This window comes from Halomonas icarae, assembly GCF_009901955.1.
Lineage (GTDB): Bacteria > Pseudomonadota > Gammaproteobacteria > Pseudomonadales > Halomonadaceae > Halomonas > Halomonas icarae.
Map to the genome: position 1 here is coordinate 813,670 of NZ_WUTS01000001.1, position 15,889 is coordinate 829,558.

General features: G+C 64.7%; 18 protein-coding genes and 1 pseudogene. 12 read left to right on the forward strand and 7 right to left on the reverse strand.

Annotated elements, in window-relative coordinates:
- Positions 1-207: 207 nt before the first annotated feature.
- The 10 genes from fabF to GRB80_RS03815 are packed head-to-tail and all read left to right on the forward strand — an operon-like array spanning position 208 to position 9,872.
- Entirely contained in the window at positions 208-1,446 is a 1,239-nt protein-coding gene (gene fabF / locus GRB80_RS03770; RefSeq protein WP_132044764.1) for a beta-ketoacyl-ACP synthase II, read from the forward strand.
- Positions 1,447-1,462: 16 nt separating this feature from the next.
- Positions 1,463-2,275 carry an aminodeoxychorismate lyase gene (gene pabC / locus GRB80_RS03775; RefSeq protein WP_161422580.1) on the forward strand — a complete coding sequence of 271 codons (813 nt, stop codon included), beginning with the start codon at positions 1,463-1,465 and terminating at the stop codon, positions 2,273-2,275.
- Between the two features lie 15 nt (positions 2,276-2,290).
- The gene (mltG, locus tag GRB80_RS03780; protein WP_161422581.1) at positions 2,291-3,295 is read left to right on the forward strand and encodes an endolytic transglycosylase MltG; all 1,005 of its coding nucleotides are present in this window, start codon (positions 2,291-2,293) and stop codon (positions 3,293-3,295) included.
- 11 nt (positions 3,296-3,306) lie between these two features.
- Positions 3,307-3,996 carry a dTMP kinase gene (gene tmk / locus GRB80_RS03785; RefSeq protein ID WP_161422582.1) on the forward strand — a complete coding sequence of 230 codons (690 nt, stop codon included), beginning with the start codon at positions 3,307-3,309 and terminating at the stop codon, positions 3,994-3,996.
- Positions 3,984-4,994, forward strand: coding sequence for a DNA polymerase III subunit delta' (locus GRB80_RS03790; protein WP_161422583.1), 1,011 nt, complete (start codon positions 3,984-3,986; stop codon positions 4,992-4,994). Before tmk ends, GRB80_RS03790 begins: the two co-directional genes overlap by 13 nt.
- 33 nt (positions 4,995-5,027) lie before the next feature.
- The gene (locus GRB80_RS03795; protein ID WP_132044754.1) at positions 5,028-5,363 is read left to right on the forward strand and encodes a PilZ domain-containing protein; all 336 of its coding nucleotides are present in this window, start codon (positions 5,028-5,030) and stop codon (positions 5,361-5,363) included.
- A gap of 58 nt (positions 5,364-5,421) precedes the next feature.
- Positions 5,422-6,270 (forward strand): TatD family hydrolase, encoded by an 849-nt coding sequence (locus GRB80_RS03800; RefSeq protein ID WP_161422584.1) that lies wholly within the window; start codon positions 5,422-5,424, stop codon positions 6,268-6,270.
- A 7-nt stretch (positions 6,271-6,277) separates the two neighbouring features.
- Complete coding sequence (locus tag GRB80_RS03805; protein ID WP_306766919.1) at positions 6,278-6,841, forward strand: DUF1285 domain-containing protein; 564 nt, start codon at positions 6,278-6,280, stop codon at positions 6,839-6,841.
- Positions 6,832-9,051 carry an ATP-dependent helicase gene (locus GRB80_RS03810; protein ID WP_161422585.1) on the forward strand — a complete coding sequence of 740 codons (2,220 nt, stop codon included), beginning with the start codon at positions 6,832-6,834 and terminating at the stop codon, positions 9,049-9,051. Before GRB80_RS03805 ends, GRB80_RS03810 begins: the two co-directional genes overlap by 10 nt.
- Entirely contained in the window at positions 9,048-9,872 is an 825-nt protein-coding gene (locus GRB80_RS03815; protein WP_161422586.1) for a sulfurtransferase, read from the forward strand. The genes GRB80_RS03810 and GRB80_RS03815 overlap by 4 nt, the downstream gene beginning before the upstream one ends.
- A 129-nt stretch (positions 9,873-10,001) precedes the next feature.
- On the opposite strand, the gene GRB80_RS03820 is transcribed toward GRB80_RS03815, so the two are convergent.
- A complete protein-coding gene (locus GRB80_RS03820) occupies positions 10,002-11,711 on the reverse strand; it encodes an electron transfer flavoprotein-ubiquinone oxidoreductase (RefSeq protein WP_309663487.1) in 1,710 nt (569 codons plus the stop codon).
- A 361-nt stretch (positions 11,712-12,072) separates the two neighbouring features.
- Here GRB80_RS03820 and GRB80_RS16315 point away from each other — a divergent pair.
- Positions 12,073-12,168, forward strand: a pseudogene (locus tag GRB80_RS16315) (electron transfer flavoprotein subunit beta/FixA family protein); the annotation flags it as partial.
- Entirely contained in the window at positions 12,125-12,274 is a 150-nt protein-coding gene (locus tag GRB80_RS16225) for a hypothetical protein (RefSeq protein WP_202597371.1), read from the forward strand. The pseudogene GRB80_RS16315 and the gene GRB80_RS16225, both read left to right, overlap by 44 nt.
- 203 nt (positions 12,275-12,477) lie before the next feature.
- Here GRB80_RS16225 and GRB80_RS16450 read toward each other — a convergent pair whose 3' ends face one another.
- The 6 genes from GRB80_RS16450 to GRB80_RS03850 form a co-directional block, all read right to left on the reverse strand.
- Positions 12,478-12,603, reverse strand: coding sequence for a hypothetical protein (locus tag GRB80_RS16450; RefSeq protein ID WP_272922875.1), 126 nt, complete (start codon positions 12,601-12,603; stop codon positions 12,478-12,480).
- On the reverse strand, positions 12,600-13,808 hold the full coding sequence (locus GRB80_RS03830) for an MFS transporter (protein WP_132041241.1): 1,209 nt from the start codon (positions 13,806-13,808) through the stop codon (positions 12,600-12,602). Before GRB80_RS03830 ends, GRB80_RS16450 begins: the two co-directional genes overlap by 4 nt.
- A gap of 73 nt (positions 13,809-13,881) precedes the next feature.
- Positions 13,882-14,121, reverse strand: coding sequence for a hypothetical protein (locus GRB80_RS16510; RefSeq protein WP_202597159.1), 240 nt, complete (start codon positions 14,119-14,121; stop codon positions 13,882-13,884).
- A 42-nt stretch (positions 14,122-14,163) separates the two neighbouring features.
- Positions 14,164-14,403 (reverse strand): hypothetical protein, encoded by a 240-nt coding sequence (locus tag GRB80_RS03840; RefSeq protein ID WP_161422588.1) that lies wholly within the window; start codon positions 14,401-14,403, stop codon positions 14,164-14,166.
- An 82-nt stretch (positions 14,404-14,485) separates the two neighbouring features.
- The gene (locus tag GRB80_RS03845) at positions 14,486-15,235 is read right to left on the reverse strand and encodes a DUF2182 domain-containing protein (RefSeq protein ID WP_237562036.1); all 750 of its coding nucleotides are present in this window, start codon (positions 15,233-15,235) and stop codon (positions 14,486-14,488) included.
- 21 nt (positions 15,236-15,256) lie between these two features.
- Complete coding sequence (locus GRB80_RS03850; RefSeq protein ID WP_161422590.1) at positions 15,257-15,862, reverse strand: DUF1326 domain-containing protein; 606 nt, start codon at positions 15,860-15,862, stop codon at positions 15,257-15,259.
- Positions 15,863-15,889: the final 27 nt, after the last annotated feature.

Here is a 15,889-nt window from a genome sequence, read left to right on the forward strand (position 1 = left end):
GCGGTCGATACCGCTTGCTGATGCTCGGGGCCGCCTTCGCCGGAACGGCCCCCAGGAAAGCCGCCCACAAGGGCGGCTTTTTCGCACCCGAACGACATGCGAATACCCTCTCGGGGCGGCATGTCGAAGGGAGAGCCGTTATAATGCGCCTGATATAGGCGGCCCGCATGAGGGTCGCGATCATCCTGGACGCCTGGAGGAACGCTGATGACACGTAGACGAGTAGTGGTGACGGGCCTGGGCCTGGTCACGCCGGTGGGAAATACCGTGGAAGAGAGCTGGCGCAATATCGTGGCCGGCAACAGCGGCATTGCTCCCATCGAGCACTTCGATGTCAGCGGCTTCAACACGCGCTTCGGCGGTTCGGTAAAGGACTTCGACATCAGTCCCTATCTGAACCCCAAGGATGCGCGCAAGATGGATCTGTTCATCCAGTACGGCATGGCGGCCGGGGCTCAGGCGATCCAGGATGCCGGCCTCGAGTGCAGCGACGAGAATGCTCACCGCATCGGCGTCGCCATCGGTTCGGGCATCGGCGGGCTACCGATGATCGAGCACAATCACAATGCCCTGATCAAGAGCGGGCCGCGACGTATCTCGCCGTTCTTCGTGCCCGGTTCGATCATCAACATGATCTCCGGCAATCTGGCGATTCGCCACGGCTTCCGTGGCCCCAATATCGCGATCACCACCGCCTGCACCACCGGCACCCACAACATCGGCTATAGCGCGCGGACCATCGCCTACGGTGATGCCGACGTGATGGTGTGCGGTGGTGCCGAAATGGCGACCACTCCGCTGGGCCTGGGTGGCTTTTCGGCGGCGCGGGCGCTGTCCACTCGCAACGAGGACCCCGAGGCGGCCAGTCGCCCCTGGGATCGCGATCGTGACGGCTTCGTGCTCTCCGACGGTGCCGGTGTGCTTGTGTTGGAGGAGTACGAGCACGCCAAGGCGCGCGGGGCCACCATCTATGCCGAGATGGCAGGTTTCGGCATGAGCGATGACGCCTATCACATGACCGCCCCCCCCGAGGACGGCAGCGGCGCCGCCCAGTCCATGGCGAATGCCGTGCATGATGCGGGGCTCGAGCCGGCAGCGATCGACTATATCAACGCCCATGGCACCTCGACTCCTGCAGGGGATCTCGCCGAGAGTCGCGCGGTACAGCGTGTGATGGGGGAAGCGGCAAGGTCGGTGGCGGTCAGCTCCACCAAGTCGATGATCGGCCATCTGCTGGGTGCCGCGGGAGCCGTCGAAGCGGTGTTCTCGATTCTCGCGATTCGCGACCAGGTCGCGCCGCCCACCATCAACCTGGACAACCTCCAGGAGGGTTGCGAGCTTGACTATGTGCCGCATACGGCCCGTGAGATGAAGATCGACGTGGCGTTGTCGAACTCCTTCGGCTTCGGTGGTACCAACGGCACCCTGATCTTCACCCGGGTCTGAGCATGGCGGTAGGCGAGTGAGGGAGCAGGCCAGCTGGCCGCTGGATGATCGCGGTGCCGCCTACGGCGACGGTCTCTTCGAGACCATCCTGCTCAGGGACGGGCGTCCGCTGTTGTGGGATGAGCATCTGGCGCGGCTGGCCCGAGGCTGTCATGTGCTGGGCATCCCGATGCCTGCGGAGCATGACCTGGCGCTTCCGCTGGCGGAGGCGGGGAGTGGGCTCGAGGTGCTCAAGCTGACCCTGACCCGTGGCAGTGGCGGGCGAGGCTATCGCCCGCCGGCGACCCCCGAGCCGCGCCTGCGCTGGCAGCTTGCCTCCTTTACCCCTGCCGAGTCGCGCTGGCGCAAGGGCGTCAGGATTCGCCACTGTCGGCTCCGCCTCGCCTGCCAGCCTGTGCTGGCGGGGATCAAGCACCTCAATCGTCTGGAAAATGTGCTGGCGCGCGCCGAGTGGGATGACGACGCCATTGCCGAAGGCGTGCTCAGCGATGACTCCGGGCGTCTGATCGAGGCTACCGCCATGAATCTCTACTGGCTCCGCGCCGGCCGCCTCGAGACGCCGTCACTCGCCCGTTGCGGGGTGGCGGGGACGCTGCGGGAGGCGCTGATATCCCGCGGCGAGATTCAAGAGGTCGAGGCGGGAGAAGAGGCGCTGGTTCAGGCCGATGCGGTCTGGCTGGGCAACTCCGTACAGGGAGTCTGGCCGGTGGTCCGCCTGGATGATGTGATGGGCAGGGCCCTTCGACGCTGGACGCTTGGAAGGCAGCATCGTAGCTTCCAGGCCGAGGCCCACGGCCTGCTGGGTTACGACTATCCCTCAACCTACTGAATCAAGAGGATACCGATGCGGCGAGTGCTGATCATCATCCTGCTGCTGGTCGTGTTGGCCATGGCGGCCCTGTTCGGTGGCTATCGCTATTGGCAGTCGCGTCTGGCGGCCCCCATCGCGATCAGCGAGTCGACGCTCTATGAGGTACCGCGTGGTGCGGGCTACCATCAGGTGGTAAGCGAGCTGGTAGCCCAGGGCGTGATCGAGGATGCCTGGGCCTTTCGGATACTGGCCCGCCTCGAACCCCAGAGCCTGCCGCGGTTGCGACCCGGAGAGTTCAGGCTGGAGCCCGGCATGAGTGGTCGTGAGCTCCTCGAGCGTCTGGGTAGCGAGCAGCTGGTGACCTACCCGTTGACCATCCCTGAAGGCTGGACCTTCCGCCAGATGCGTGACGCCCTGGAGGCGGCACCCAAGCTTGAGCATCGCACCGAGGGGCTTACCGACGCTGAGGTCATGGCGCTGCTCGACCGCGAGGGGGTGCACCCGGAGGGGTGGTTCTTTCCTGATACCTACCTCTATCACAAGGGCATGAGCGACCTGGAGCTGCTCGAGCAGGCCCACTCGCGCATGCGGGCCACCCTTGATGAGGTCTGGGCAGAGCGTGCCGATGACCTGACCATCGAGACACCCTACGAGGCGCTGATCATGGCCTCGCTGATCGAACGTGAGACGGGGGCCCCTGAGGAGCGGCGCGAGATCGCGGGCGTGTTCAAGCGTCGCCTGGAGCGTGGCATGCGCCTGCAGACCGACCCCACGGTGATCTACGGCATGGGAGAGCGCTACGCGGGCAATATCACCCGTGCCGATCTGCGTGAGTCCACGCCCTACAACACCTACGTGATCGACGGCATGCCCCCCACCCCGATTGCCCTGCCGGGCAGGGCGGCCCTGGAAGCCGCGGTCGACCCGCTGCCCGGGGAGACGCTCTACTTCGTGGCCAAGGGCGACGGCACGCATCACTTCTCGCGCACGCTGCGCGAGCACAACAATGCGGTCAATCGCTATATCCGCAACCGATGATTGGAGCAGGCATGGGTAACAAGCACCCCGAACGGCCAGCGAGGAACGCCGGGAACACTCCGGAGAGGGGACGCTTTATCACCCTGGAAGGCAGCGAGGGGGTCGGCAAGAGCACCAACCTCGCGCGGGTGGTGGCATGGCTGGAGGCGCGGGGCCTGGAGGTGGTCCAGACTCGTGAGCCAGGGGGGACACCGCGGGCCGAGGCCATTCGGCGCCTGTTGCTCGACCCGGATGAACCCGAACCGCTGGATGATGACGCCGAACTGCTGCTGGTGTTTGCCGCGCGTGCCCAGCATCTGGCTCGTGTGATACGCCCGGCCCTGGAACGGGGTGCCTGGGTGGTATGCGATCGTTTCACCGATGCCACCTTCGCCTACCAGGGGGGAGGGCGTGGCCTCAACAGCGCACGCATTACCGAGCTCGAGGCCTTCGTTCAGCAGGGGCTTGCTCCTGACCTGACCCTGCTGCTCGACATGCCCATGGGGGCGGCTCAGCAGCGCCTGGAGCAGCGTGGCGAGCGGCGAGATCGCTTCGAGCAGGAGCGTGCCGAGTTCTTCGAGTCGGTTCGTCAGGCCTATCTGGCCCGTGCCGCTCAAGCGCCGGAGCGGATCACGATCATCGATGCCTCCCTCACGCGCGAGGCGGTGGGCGAGCAGATCGAGGCGGTGCTCGAGGCGAGGGTGACGGCATGGCGGAGCTGAACCCGTCGCCTGTCACGGCCCTGGAGCCACTGCCCTGGTTGGGCGAGCGCTTCGCGGAGCTCGTTCGCCTGGCCGACAGTGGGCGACTGCCCCACGCGCTGTTGATCTCGGGCCCCCGCGGGGTCGGCAAGCGCTCGCTGGTCGACGCCCTGGCCGCCCGCACGCTGTGTGCCACGCCCAGGAGGGTGGCCTGTGGCCACTGTCATGGTTGCCATATGCTGGCCTCGGGCTACCATCCCGACCTGATGAGTGTCGAGCTCGAGGAGGGCAAGCGCCAGATCCGCATCGATGCGATCCGCGAGGTCAACCATTTCGTCGCCCAGACCGCCCAGCAGGGAGGCTATCGTGTCATTCTTGTCGCGCCGGCCGAGGCGCTCAACGTCGCCGCCGCCAATGCCCTGCTCAAGAGCCTCGAGGAGCCCGGGGCGCGGACCCTGTTCCTGCTGCTCTCGGATATCCCCTCCCGGCTGCTGCCGACCATTCGGTCGCGTTGTCAGCACTGGAGCCTGGCGATTCCCGAGCCGGCCGACTGCCTGCCCTGGCTTGCCGAGCGTCTCGGCGATAACGAAGAGGCGACATTCTGGCTGAGAGTGGCCGGGGGGCTACCACTGCAGGCAGTGAGCCTGTCGACCCCCGAGGCACGGGCGCTGCGTCAGCAGCTGGTCGATACCTTCGAGGCCCTGGTAAGAGGAGGCGAGCCGGTGGCCGAGGCGGCTCGGCTTGACCGCCAATCCATCGATGCCATCCTGTGGTACGGTATCGCCTGGCTCGAGGACCTGATTCGCCTTGGGCTTTCCGGTGATGCCTCCGGACTGTGTAACCCGGACCTGCTGCCCCTCTATCGCCAGGCGGTCAAGAATGCCCGGGTGCGCGACTGGTTTCGCCTGCTGGATTACGCCCGTGAGGAGCGACGGCTGCTGGCGGCGGGCGGCAACCCCAATCCACAGCTGGTGCTGGAGGCCTGGCTGGTGCGCTGGTCGGCACTGTTGCGTTCGTGACGTGTCCCCCGCAAGCACATCGAGGAGAGAATCATGGTCGCTCAGAAGGCGTTGTCGCTGAATATCCAGGATACCCAGACCCTGTTGTCGGCCTATATGCCGGTGCTCGAGCGGGGCGGCATCTTCGTTCCCACGCGTGAGCGCTACGAGCTGGGCCAGCAGATCTATCTGCTGCTGACGTTGCCCGGCGAAACCGAACGGGTGCCGGTCACCGGTCAGGTCGTCTGGGTCTCGCCGGAAGGTGTCAGCGGCCGGCGCATTCCCGGGGTCGGTATCCACTTCAGCGCCGCCGACCAGGTCGTGCGCGATCGTATCGAGAGCCTGCTTGCCGGTCATCTCGACAAGGGCACGCCGACCTATACGCTCTGACGCGATTGGTACCATCCACTGGCTATCGGCACCATTCACTCTATCGGTACTTCACTGCATGTTCGTTGATTCTCACTGCCATCTCGACCGCCTCGACTCCGCCACCCATGGTGGAGATCTCGCTGCGACGCTGGACGCCGCCCGAGCTCGCGGGGTGAAACAGTTCCTGGCCATCGGCGTTACCCTCGATGAGGTACCCGGCGTGGCCGCCATCGCCCGCGAGCACGACGACGTGGTGATCTCCGCCGGGGTTCATCCGCTGCACCGGGTGGCCGAAGAGCCGACCATAGAGGCCATCAAGGAGACCGCCGACCGCTATGGTGCGGTGGCCATCGGCGAGTGTGGCCTGGACTATCATTATCTGGAGAAGGCCCCCGACAAGGTGCCGTCGCGAGAGGTTCAGCGCGAGCGCTTCCGCCGCCAGCTGATCGCTGCCAGCGAGCTTGCGTTGCCGGTGATCATCCATACCCGCGAGGCGAGGGACGAGACGCTGGCGCTGATCCGTGAGCATACCAACCCGGAGGTCGGAGGCGTGCTGCACTGCTTCACCGAGGATCTCGAGATGGCTCGGGAGGCGGTGCGCCACGGCTTCTATATCTCGCTCTCCGGGATCGTGACCTTCCACAGCGCCAAATCGCTGCGTGAGATCGCCAGGCAGGTGCCGCTTGATCGGTTGTTGATCGAGACGGATAGCCCCTACCTGGCCCCGGTGCCTCATCGTGGCAAGCCCAATGAGCCGGCCTGGGTGGTCGAAGTGGCCGAATGCATCGCCGCCGAGCGCGGAATCAGCGTCGAGGAGGTCGCCATGCAGACCACCGCCAACTTCTACCAGCTGTTTCGTGCCGCAAGCCCGGAAGTCTCCGAGGAGATGCGCGGCATCCTGCAGGGCGCCGGCCTGGTCAAGTAGGAGCACCATGATGGATCTGGAACCGCTGGTGGCAAGGCTAGACGCCGCTGGGGATATCCCCCCGGTGGATGGCTGGCATCCCGAGCGCGTGGGAGAGATGGACCTGGTGATCGCGGCCGATGGTCGCTGGATTCATGAGGGTACCGTCATGTCACGGCCGCGGCTGGTTCGGCTGCTCTCCACCATCCTGCGACGTGAAGCCGATGGTCGTCATGCACTGGTCACGCCGGTCGAGAAGCAGCTGATTCGGGTCGAGGACTGTCCCTTCCTGATCGTCGATGCCGAATTTGGCGACGACGGTCTCTGGTGGCTGACCACCAATATGGGGGACCGGCTGACGCTGGATGCTCAGCACGTCTTTACCCTCAGCGAGACCCCCGCCGGCGAGTGTGTGCCCGAGGTGACAGTACGCTTCGGCTTGGCCGCCCGGCTGGGGCGCAATGTCTTCTACCGCCTGGTCGAAGAGGCGAGCCCCTTCACACTGGACGATGGACGCGAGGCACTGGGGCTGCGCAGTGGGGGCGCCTGGCATCCGCTGGGCCTGGTCGACGGCGAAGCGGCGTGCGGCTGACCGCGGAACAGCGTGCCGTGGTCGAACATGGCGCCGGGCACGCGCGTGTGGCCGCGGTCGCTGGCTCCGGCAAGACCACGACCATGGTGGCGAGGGTGCTCCGGCTTCTCGAGCGGGGGGTTCCCCCTCAGCGTATTCTGGTGCTGATGTTCAACCGTTCGGCACGAGCGGACTTCCAGGCCCGCCTGGCGGCCATGGCCCCAGCAGGCCAGCGGCTGCCCGATGTGCGCACCTTTCACTCCCTTGGGCATCGGTTGACTGGCAGCCTGACACGCTGGGGGGCACTGGTGCCCCGTCAGCTGCTGACCGCCGACTGGCAGCTCGAGCGCCTGTTGCGTCAAGCCACCCAGCTCGCCCTCGGCGATCAGGACACAGAGGCGCGTGAGTCGGCGCTGGATGCCGAGCGTCTCGAGGCGCTGGCGCACTTCTGTGGCCTGGTGAAGGCCGAGATGGTGAGTGCCGCCGAGTTGCATGAGCGGCTGGATTACGGTGATGAGACCCGCTACTTCCCGGCCGCCTTCGAGCAGGTCGAGGCACTGTTGGAGCAGCATGGCCTGATGGGTTATGCCGATCTGTTGTATCGCCCCCTAAAAGCCCTGGAAGCCGATGCTGGCTTGCGCGCCCGCATCCAGGGATTTCTCGACCACGTCATCATCGACGAGTATCAGGACATCAATGTTGCCCAGCAGCGCCTGTTGGCGCTGCTCGCCGGCGAGCATGCCGAGGTGATGGCGGTGGGGGATGCCAATCAGTGCATCTACGAGTGGCGCGGGGCACATCCCGAGACCATGCTCCAGCGCTTCACCGACACCTTCGGCGTGGCGGTGGACTACCCGCTTTCCACCACCTTTCGCCATGGCCATGCCCTGGCGCTGGCGGCCAATCACGCCATCGACGCCAACCGGCGGCGCCCCGACCAGCAGTGCCTGGCGGCTCCTGGCAACCCGCAGACCCGGATCGGGGCGGGCCATGGGTGTCGTGGCCTGCTGGACGGCCTGGCCGCGTGGCAGCGACAGGGAAGGGAACTCGACGAAGCCTGTGTACTGGTGCGTAGCTGGGCCCTGTCGGTGCCGCTGCAGCTCGCGCTGCTGCGCGAGGGGGTGGCGTTTCGTCTGGCGCGGGAGGATCGTTTCGTCTTTCGCCTGCCTCTGGTGCAGGCACTGGCCGGCTACCTGAGGCTGGCATGTACTCCCGAGCTGCTGCGTGACCCTGGCCACCTGGCCCTGCTGTTCGCCCAGCCGACACCCTTCGTGGCCCGCGAACGACTCGAGGCACTGGCGCGTCGGTTGGCGGAGGACCCCCGCTGGCCCGCGCCTCATGACCCGCTGTTGGCAGCCCTCAAGCCTCATCAGAAACGTACTCTCAAGAAGCGTTGGGCACTGCTCTGTGAGTTGCCGCGACTGGCGGCCCGTTCGCCGGCCGAACTGCTCGACCATGTGGTGACCGAGGTGGATGCCGAGAAGGTCCTCAAGCGTGCCGCGGCGCGGCGCGACAAGGGTGAGGAGGATGTTCGCCTGCTCGATGTGCTCAAGGAGCAGGCCATAGAGCTTGGCAATGATACCGAGGCCTTTGTCGAGCTGCTCAGTCGGCCAGTGGAGAGCCGTGATGACGGGGTGTTGATCAACACCATACACGGAGCCAAGGGGCTGGAGTGGCCCCTGGTGGTGCTTGCCGGGGTCAACGAGCAGGACTTCCCTCACTACACCCGCGACAACCCGCTATTCCCCCAGCGTCTCGAGGAGGAGCGCAGGCTCTTCTATGTGGCCATCACGCGTGCCCGAGAGCGGCTGCTGCTGCTCCATGACGGTGGCGATCATCGTCCCAGCCGGTTTCTCGCCGAGAGTGCCTGGGAGGAGTGCGATCGCCTGGCCCAGCGGCTCGAAGCGGATGATGCCAACGCGGCCGTGGACGCAGGGAAAGCGCCACTGGCGGTATCGCGCCCGGAGCTGGTGAAGCGCTATCTGGACGCCCTGGGGCGTGAGTTGCCGCTGGCACCTGGCATGCCTGAGGCGACCGATCAGATGGCTCCCTCGCAGGCCTTCGGCGTCGGTCAACGCCTGCGTCATGCCGTTTTCGGCGAGGGCGAGATCGATCTGGTGGAGGGGGACCCCGACAACCCCGTGATCGAGGTGCGTTTCCTGCATGCTGGGCGACGACGCCTGATCGCTCGACGAGCGCCCATCGAATTGCTGCAAGGAGGTCATGCATGAATCAGCCCCTGATCACCGCCGGGGAGTTGCAAGATGCCCTGGAGGGCCCCCGGCCACCGTGTCTGCTGGATTGTCGAGCACGCCTCGGTGATCCCGATGCCGGTCATGGCCTGTGGTGGAAGGCGCATCTGCCGAACAGTCGGCACCTCGACCTGGATCGTGACCTGGCGGGTCCCCCGGGGGCAGGGGGACGGCATCCGTTGCCGAACCGGCAGCGATTCACCGAAGCGCTTCAGCGCCTTGGCGTGAGGCCGGACATGCCGGTGGTGGTCTATGACGATATGGGCGGCCAGCTGGCCGCCGCTCGCGCCTGGTGGATGCTCGCCTGCTGGGCCGGCCATCCCGAGGTGCGGGTATTGGACGGCGGCATCCAGGCCTGGTTGGCCCAGGGTGGCGAGCTGCAAGAGGGGGATGACGTGACATCGAGCCCTTCCGGCTGGTGCCCGGACTATCGTGACGACACCTGGACGACGGCGGAGGCGCTGCAGTCGAGCAGTGTGCTGGGGGTAGACGCTCGCAACCGCGAACGCTTCCGCGGTGACGTCGAGCCCATCGATCCGGTGGCGGGGCATATCCCGGAAGCGGTATGTCGCCCCAGTGTCGACAACCTGGAGGAGGGCGGGCGCTTCAAGAGCCCCGCACGCCTGGCCAAGGAGCTACCCCAGGGCGACGAGGTGGTGGCCTACTGTGGTTCCGGGGTCACCGCCTGCCATAACATCCTCGCCTATGCGGTAGCCGGCAAGCCGCTGCCCAGGCTCTACCCAGGCTCCTGGAGCGAGTGGGTGCAAGACCCGGCCCGCCCCGTTGCCACTGGGGCCTGATCCCCGACTTCGTCCGGGAGCTGTAAGCCATACGCTTTAAGCTGTAAGAAAACCCCTCGCTGAAAGGCTTGGTAGCCCTATGCTGGCTTACGGCTTACGGCTTACGGCTTACGGCTTACGGCTTACGGCTTACATATTGGGATAGTTAGGTCCACCACCGCCCTCGGGCGCCACCCAGGTGATGTTCTGAGCCGGATCCTTGATATCACAGGTCTTGCAGTGCACGCAGTTCTGAAAGTTGATCTGGAACTTCGGCTTGCCGTCATCGCCCTCGACTACCTCATACACCCCGGCCGGGCAGTAGCGCTGAGCCGGCTCGGCATACTCCGGAAGATTCTCGCGGATTGGCAGCTCCGGGTCGGCCAGCTTCAGGTGGCAGGGCTGATCCTCCTCATGATTGGTGTTGGAGAGAAAGACCGAGGAGGGCTTGTCGAAGGAGAGCTTGCCGTCGGGCTTCGGGTAATCGATCTTTTCGAATTCACCGGCCGGCTTGAGTGCGGCATGGTCCGGGGTGGTGTCGTGCACATTGGGCAGCTTGCCGCCCAGCAGCTGGTTCACGAAGTTGTAGGCGCCGCCGCCGACGGTACCGTACTTGTGGATGGCCGGGCCGAAGCTGGCGCTCTCCTTGAGCTCGGCGTATGCCCAGCTTGCTTCCCACTTCTCGGTAAAGGCGCCGAGCTCCTGGCCACCCTCGTTGCCCTTGGCTTCATGATCGTTTAGCGCCTCGAACACCGCCTCGGCGGCCACCAGGCCTGACTTCATGGCGGTGTGCAACCCCTTGATCTTGGCGAAGTTCAGGGTGCCGGCATCGCAGCCGATCAGCAGGCCACCGGGGAAGGTCATCTTTGGCAGGCAGTTCAGTCCACCCTTGGTGATGGCACGGGCCCCGTAGGCGACACGCTTGCCGCCCTCGAGATGCCTGGCCAGCACCGGGTGATGCTTCATGCGCTGGAATTCGTCGAAGGGGGAGAGCCAGGGGTTCTGGTAGGAGAGATCCATGATCAGCCCCACGACCACCTGCTGGTTATCGCCGTGATAGAGAAACCAGCCACCGTGGGTGTGCTTGTCCAGAGGCCAGCCGGAACCGTGCAGTACCAGGCCAGGTTCGTGCTGCTCGGCGGGAACGTCCCACAGCTCCTTGAGGCCGATGCCGTAGTGCTGGGGGTCCTTGCCGGCGTCGAGGTCATACTCCTGGATCAGGCGCTTGCCCAGGTGACCGCGGGCGCCCTCGGCAAACAGCGTGTACTTGGCGCGCAGCTCCATGCCCGGCATATGGCCATCCTTGGGAGTGCCATCGGCGGCCACTCCCATGTCGCCGATCAGGATCCCCTTGACCACGCCCTCCTCGATGATGGTTTCCTGAGCGGCAAACCCCGGGAAGATCTCCACGCCCAGTGCCTCGGCCTGCTCGGCCAGCCAGCGGCACAGGTTGCCGGCGCTGATCACATAGCGGCGGGAGTCGCCACTCGTCAGGTTGCCACCGGTGTTATGCATGCTCCTTGGCACCAGGGCGTTGGGTAGCTTCTGGCTCTTCTCCGCGTCCTTGAGCAGGTAGACCTCATCGCGGCTGGCCGGGGTGGTCAGCGGTGCGCCGCGCTCCTCCCAGTCGGGAAACAGCTCCTGCAATGCGCGCGGCTCGAAGATGGCGCCGGAGAGGATGTGGGCGCCGACCTCGGAGCCCTTTTCCACCACGCACACCGTCAACTCCTGCTCCGCCTCGTTGGCCTGCTGCATCAACCGGCACGCGGCGGCCAGACCCGAGGGGCCGGCGCCCACGATAACAACATCGAACTCCATGGAATCGCGTTCGACTTGTTCTTCCATCTGTTCTCTCCTCACTGCCCGTATCGACGTCGAGCGCCATTACACTAACGTCGATAAGATTTAAAACGGTCGTTTGCTTCTAGCCTGCCCTCATGATAGGCATAATAGAACAACAAGGTCACCCCCTGCGATCATGCGACGTTGGCGCCATGGTGATCAGGTGTCTCGCCCAAGGGGTGATTATGGGATTGTTGCCCTGTGCATGGGTATGGCACATTGAAACAGTTTTTTCGATGCGGCACCTATCAAACGCTCGCATGAAATCGATAAGAGCATGCCACGCAGTTCCAGGCGGCCAGTGACAGGAAGGTGCTGACGGCAGTGTCGCACCATTGAATTCAAGACGGTTCAACACCGAGAACCAAGCGAGGAAATCATGAAAGTACTCGTCGCGGTCAAACGCGTCATCGACTACAACGTCAAGATCCGTGTCAAGCCGGATCACTCCGACGTCGACCTCACGCGGCTACAAGAAGTCCGGTGTCGGTCGCGAGACCCACAAGGTGGCCCTCGAGCATTATCAGCAGACCAAGAATCTGCTGGTCAGCTACGACATCAATCCGATGGGCTTCTTCTGAGCGCTATCCGCTTCATCGACAATCGATTGCAGTAAGGCGGTGGCGCCATTTCGTTGGGCACGACTAGCGTCGTGCCCAACGGCTATTTTTGTGAAGCGTTTCAATATGAAATGAAGCTTTGTACGTTGACGCATCCAGCGGCACCAGCACGGGGCGATCCGAACTGGCCGGAAGAACACCTTATTGGTTAGCAGCAGAGAGCATCAGCACAGCCTGCTCCCTAGCAGCAGCAGGGCGCCGTCCAGCTGATGCCAGCCCCACCACACCAGGGCAAGGGCAGCGGCGGTAATGGCCGCCGCCGCCAGTCGCCATACCCGTTGACGACTCATGCTTCTGCCTGGGAGTGTCGGGTGCGCTGCACCGGTGTCTCGTTGATCCACCAGTGCAGTGCGGCGGCGGCGACCCCGAGCAGGATGGCCAGTTTCCAGACCACGTCGTAGTCACCCTGCAGGTCGTAGAGGAAACCACCCAGCCAGACGCCCATAAAGGAGCCAAGCTGGTGAAACAGGAAGACGATGCCGCCGAGCATGGAGAGGTGCTGAACGCCGAATACCGAGGCAACGATGCCATTGGTCAGCGGCACCGTGGAGAGCCACAGCAGCCCCATGGCGATGCCGAAGGCGTAGGCGCTGGCCGGACTCAGCGGTGCCACCAGGAAGAGCGTGATGACCCCGGCCCGGCACAGGTAGAGCCAGCTGAGCAGCCGCGACTTGGAGTGCCGTCCACCGAGCCAGCCGGTGACATAGGTACCGAAGATGTTGAACAGGCCGATCAGCGCCAGTACCGTGCTGCCCACCTGAACGGCGATGCCATTGTCGTAAAGATAGCCGGGCAGATGCACGCCAATAAAGACCACCTGAAAGCCGCAGACGAAGAAGCCCAGGCAGAGCAGCCAGAAGCCACGATGGTTGGCGGCTTCGTCGAGGGCCTCGCGCAGTGGCAGATCGTCGATGGAGGTTGGTGCGGGGCGGTCACGCAGCAGGGCACCCAGCGGCAGCAATAGAGTGCCGATGGCCGCCATGGCCAGCAGTGCCGAGGACCAGCCGAGCCACTCCAGCAGTCCCAGGGTGCCGGGCAACATGGCGAACTGCCCGAAGGAGCCTGCCGCGCTGACGATGCCCATGGCCATGCTGCGCTTCTCCGGCGCCACGGCGCGCCCCACCGCGCCGAGTACCACCGAGAAGGTGGTGCCGGAGAGACCCAGTCCGATCAGCACCCCGGCCGAGAGCGTCATGCCCAGCGCCGTCTCCGAGAGCCCCATGAACAGCAGTCCCAGGGCGTAGAGGGCGCCGCCCAGCACCACGACGCGTGCGGCGCCGTAGCGATCCGCCACGGCACCGGCGAAGGGCTGGGCGAGACCCCAAAGGAGGTTCTGGATGGCCAGGGCGAAGGCAAAGACGCCGCGTCCCCAGCCCAGCTCCGCGCTCATCGGCTCGAGGAAGAGGCCGAAGCCGTGGCGAAGACCCATGGCCAGGGTGACCACCAGGCTGCCGAGCACGAGGATCATAAGGGAGTGGCGGCGTAGCGTGTCCATGGCGGCGTCCGTTGATCTGGGTGGCAGTTTGCAGGCTAAAGGACGCTACTATGGCGCCTGGAGCCGGTTTTGGCTAGCGCTGCAGGGCGCGCTCCAGAGTCGCCAGCTGGCCCGGCACGAGAGCATCTTCCACGGCGGTGATGCGTAGCACATGGCCCGGGGCCGGGTCGGCGGGCCGGGCGATCAGCTTCCCCTCGTCCAGCAGCGCCCTATCCAGCCCTGTGAACTGGGCGAGCAGCGGCGGTGGTAGCGCATCGAGCAGCGACATCACCCGCGCCGGATCGCGGTTGGTCACCAGCTCGTACAGCGCCATTGCCTGGGTGCTCAGCTCGCTCGTGTCGGGTTCCGGTATCTCCTAGCCCGCCAGTTGACGCCGGACGATGGCTGCCAGCCGCTCCCGATCCTGGGCATCCTCCAAGGTGTGCAGTTGGCTGCGCAGCACGGCCCAGCGGACATCGCGCTGAGGCGGAGGTGGCGGGTGGCCGACGCTACCTCGATCCTCCCCGGTGGTGGCGTAGCGCAGCAGGTCGGTCAGGTCGTAATAGCCGCCAACGGCAATCACGAAGCGGACTCGGTGGGCGGTATCCGGCTGCATGGCCGCCCCATCGCGTTGGCACCTCTTTTCAAGAATCGGCTCGTCTCCGTGAAGGCAGCCAGACGTGTTCGGCGGTGATATATCAGGGAGTGAGACCAATTCCCACAAGCAGCACCCAGGCGCCATAGACCAGCAATGCCATGCCGAGCCCATCGGAGAGGCGTTTCCATGCGGGGACCATCTTTTCCAGCAAAAAGATCAACGTCAGCAGGGCCATCCATGTCAGGCTCATGACGCCGCCGACAAACATCAACGCCATCAGTGCCCAGCAGCATCCCGTGCAGTACAGGCCGAGGCGGATGCCGGCTCGAAGGGCACGTGCTCGGTGTGAGGGAAACCCCTCTAAAACGATGCCCATCGGGCTACGACAACGGTGCAGACAGACGTGCTTCAGTGGTGTCCACTGGAAGGCGCCAGCCGCCATCAGCAGCAGGCCGGAGGGTACCGTGGCATTAATTGCTTGATCGGGCGTCAATAAGCCCAGCGAATGAAGAGCCCACTGAGTCATCGTCGCCAGGACAGAGTAGCCCACCCAGGCGAGCAGGTAGCCGAGCGCAAACAGGTACGGCAGTGAAGCTCCTGTAGTTCTATGCGGCCGTGCAGCGGCAAACATCAAGATGCCTGGAGTTGCCCCGGGCAGCATCATGCCGACCATCATCACCATCCACATGGTGAAGGTGGCCCAGGGCTGGAAGGGCATGGGGGCGTCCATGCCCGGCATGCCCCCTGCCATGCGCATTAGATACCACCAGCTCAATATGACGGCCAGGGCCAGGCAACCTGCCAGCAGGGTGCGGTCGTGGCGTAACGTCTGTAGGAACATGGCAGACATATTGCGCACCTCTCGTTATCTTCATGCTGCTTGATACTGGAAAGGGGAGTAGAAGGCGAAGCGTCCGCCGAAGCTCCAGTCTAGTCCGTAGCCGCTGTGAGACACGTTCTCCGACTGAGCCACCGTCCCGGTGTTGCCTGGTGCGACCGCAACAGGGTGGCCACTGATGGTGACTTGCCCTTCGTTCTGCCCTGAGATGGCATTCAACGAGGCCCTGGCGGTTTCACCCACCTCGAGTCGGTGATGCCGGTTCTCGATGTCATAGCGCATCGGCGTTGACTCGACACCGAGGATTTCGCCGACGAAGCCAGCCAAGGTGGCGGGATGCCCCCCGGCATTGCCGCCGAAGATTGTTTTAAGAGCGTCGTGCTGTTGCTGACTGGCGTTGGCATCGATATAGACCACCACCTTCCAGCCTCCCGCGGTCATGTTGCCTGGGGCATGCAGGGCCATGGCAAGGTTCAGACCGTCCAGGTGGATGTTGCCCATACTTCCTCGGTCGATATGCCATGCTACGAGCGCATCGCAGGTGCCCTCAGTGGGATCTCCAGCGAATAAGCAAGGACATGCCCCCTTGCAGGTACAAGCTTCGAAGTAGGTACCCTCGACTTGCCATTGTACGGTCATGATGAAGCCTCCTCATTTGTCTTTGAC

Coding starts and splice junctions, on each gene's coding strand:
- GRB80_RS03850 (WP_161422590.1), bottom strand. CDS start 15,862: ATGACCGTACAATGGCAAGTCGAGGGTACCTACTTCGAAGCTTGTACC.
- GRB80_RS03840 (WP_161422588.1), bottom strand. CDS start 14,403: ATGCAGCCGGATACCGCCCACCGAGTCCGCTTCGTGATTGCCGTTGGC.
- tmk (WP_161422582.1), top strand. CDS start 3,307: ATGGGTAACAAGCACCCCGAACGGCCAGCGAGGAACGCCGGGAACACT.
- GRB80_RS16510 (WP_202597159.1), bottom strand. CDS start 14,121: ATGGCGCTGTACGAGCTGGTGACCAACCGCGATCCGGCGCGGGTGATG.
- GRB80_RS03845 (WP_237562036.1), bottom strand. CDS start 15,235: ATGTCTGCCATGTTCCTACAGACGTTACGCCACGACCGCACCCTGCTG.
- mltG (WP_161422581.1), top strand. CDS start 2,291: ATGCGGCGAGTGCTGATCATCATCCTGCTGCTGGTCGTGTTGGCCATG.
- fabF (WP_132044764.1), top strand. CDS start 208: ATGACACGTAGACGAGTAGTGGTGACGGGCCTGGGCCTGGTCACGCCG.
- GRB80_RS03790 (WP_161422583.1), top strand. CDS start 3,984: ATGGCGGAGCTGAACCCGTCGCCTGTCACGGCCCTGGAGCCACTGCCC.
- GRB80_RS03830 (WP_132041241.1), bottom strand. CDS start 13,808: ATGGACACGCTACGCCGCCACTCCCTTATGATCCTCGTGCTCGGCAGC.
- GRB80_RS03815 (WP_161422586.1), top strand. CDS start 9,048: ATGAATCAGCCCCTGATCACCGCCGGGGAGTTGCAAGATGCCCTGGAG.
- GRB80_RS16450 (WP_272922875.1), bottom strand. CDS start 12,603: ATGAGTCGTCAACGGGTATGGCGACTGGCGGCGGCGGCCATTACCGCC.
- GRB80_RS03800 (WP_161422584.1), top strand. CDS start 5,422: ATGTTCGTTGATTCTCACTGCCATCTCGACCGCCTCGACTCCGCCACC.
- GRB80_RS03805 (WP_306766919.1), top strand. CDS start 6,278: ATGATGGATCTGGAACCGCTGGTGGCAAGGCTAGACGCCGCTGGGGAT.
- GRB80_RS03795 (WP_132044754.1), top strand. CDS start 5,028: ATGGTCGCTCAGAAGGCGTTGTCGCTGAATATCCAGGATACCCAGACC.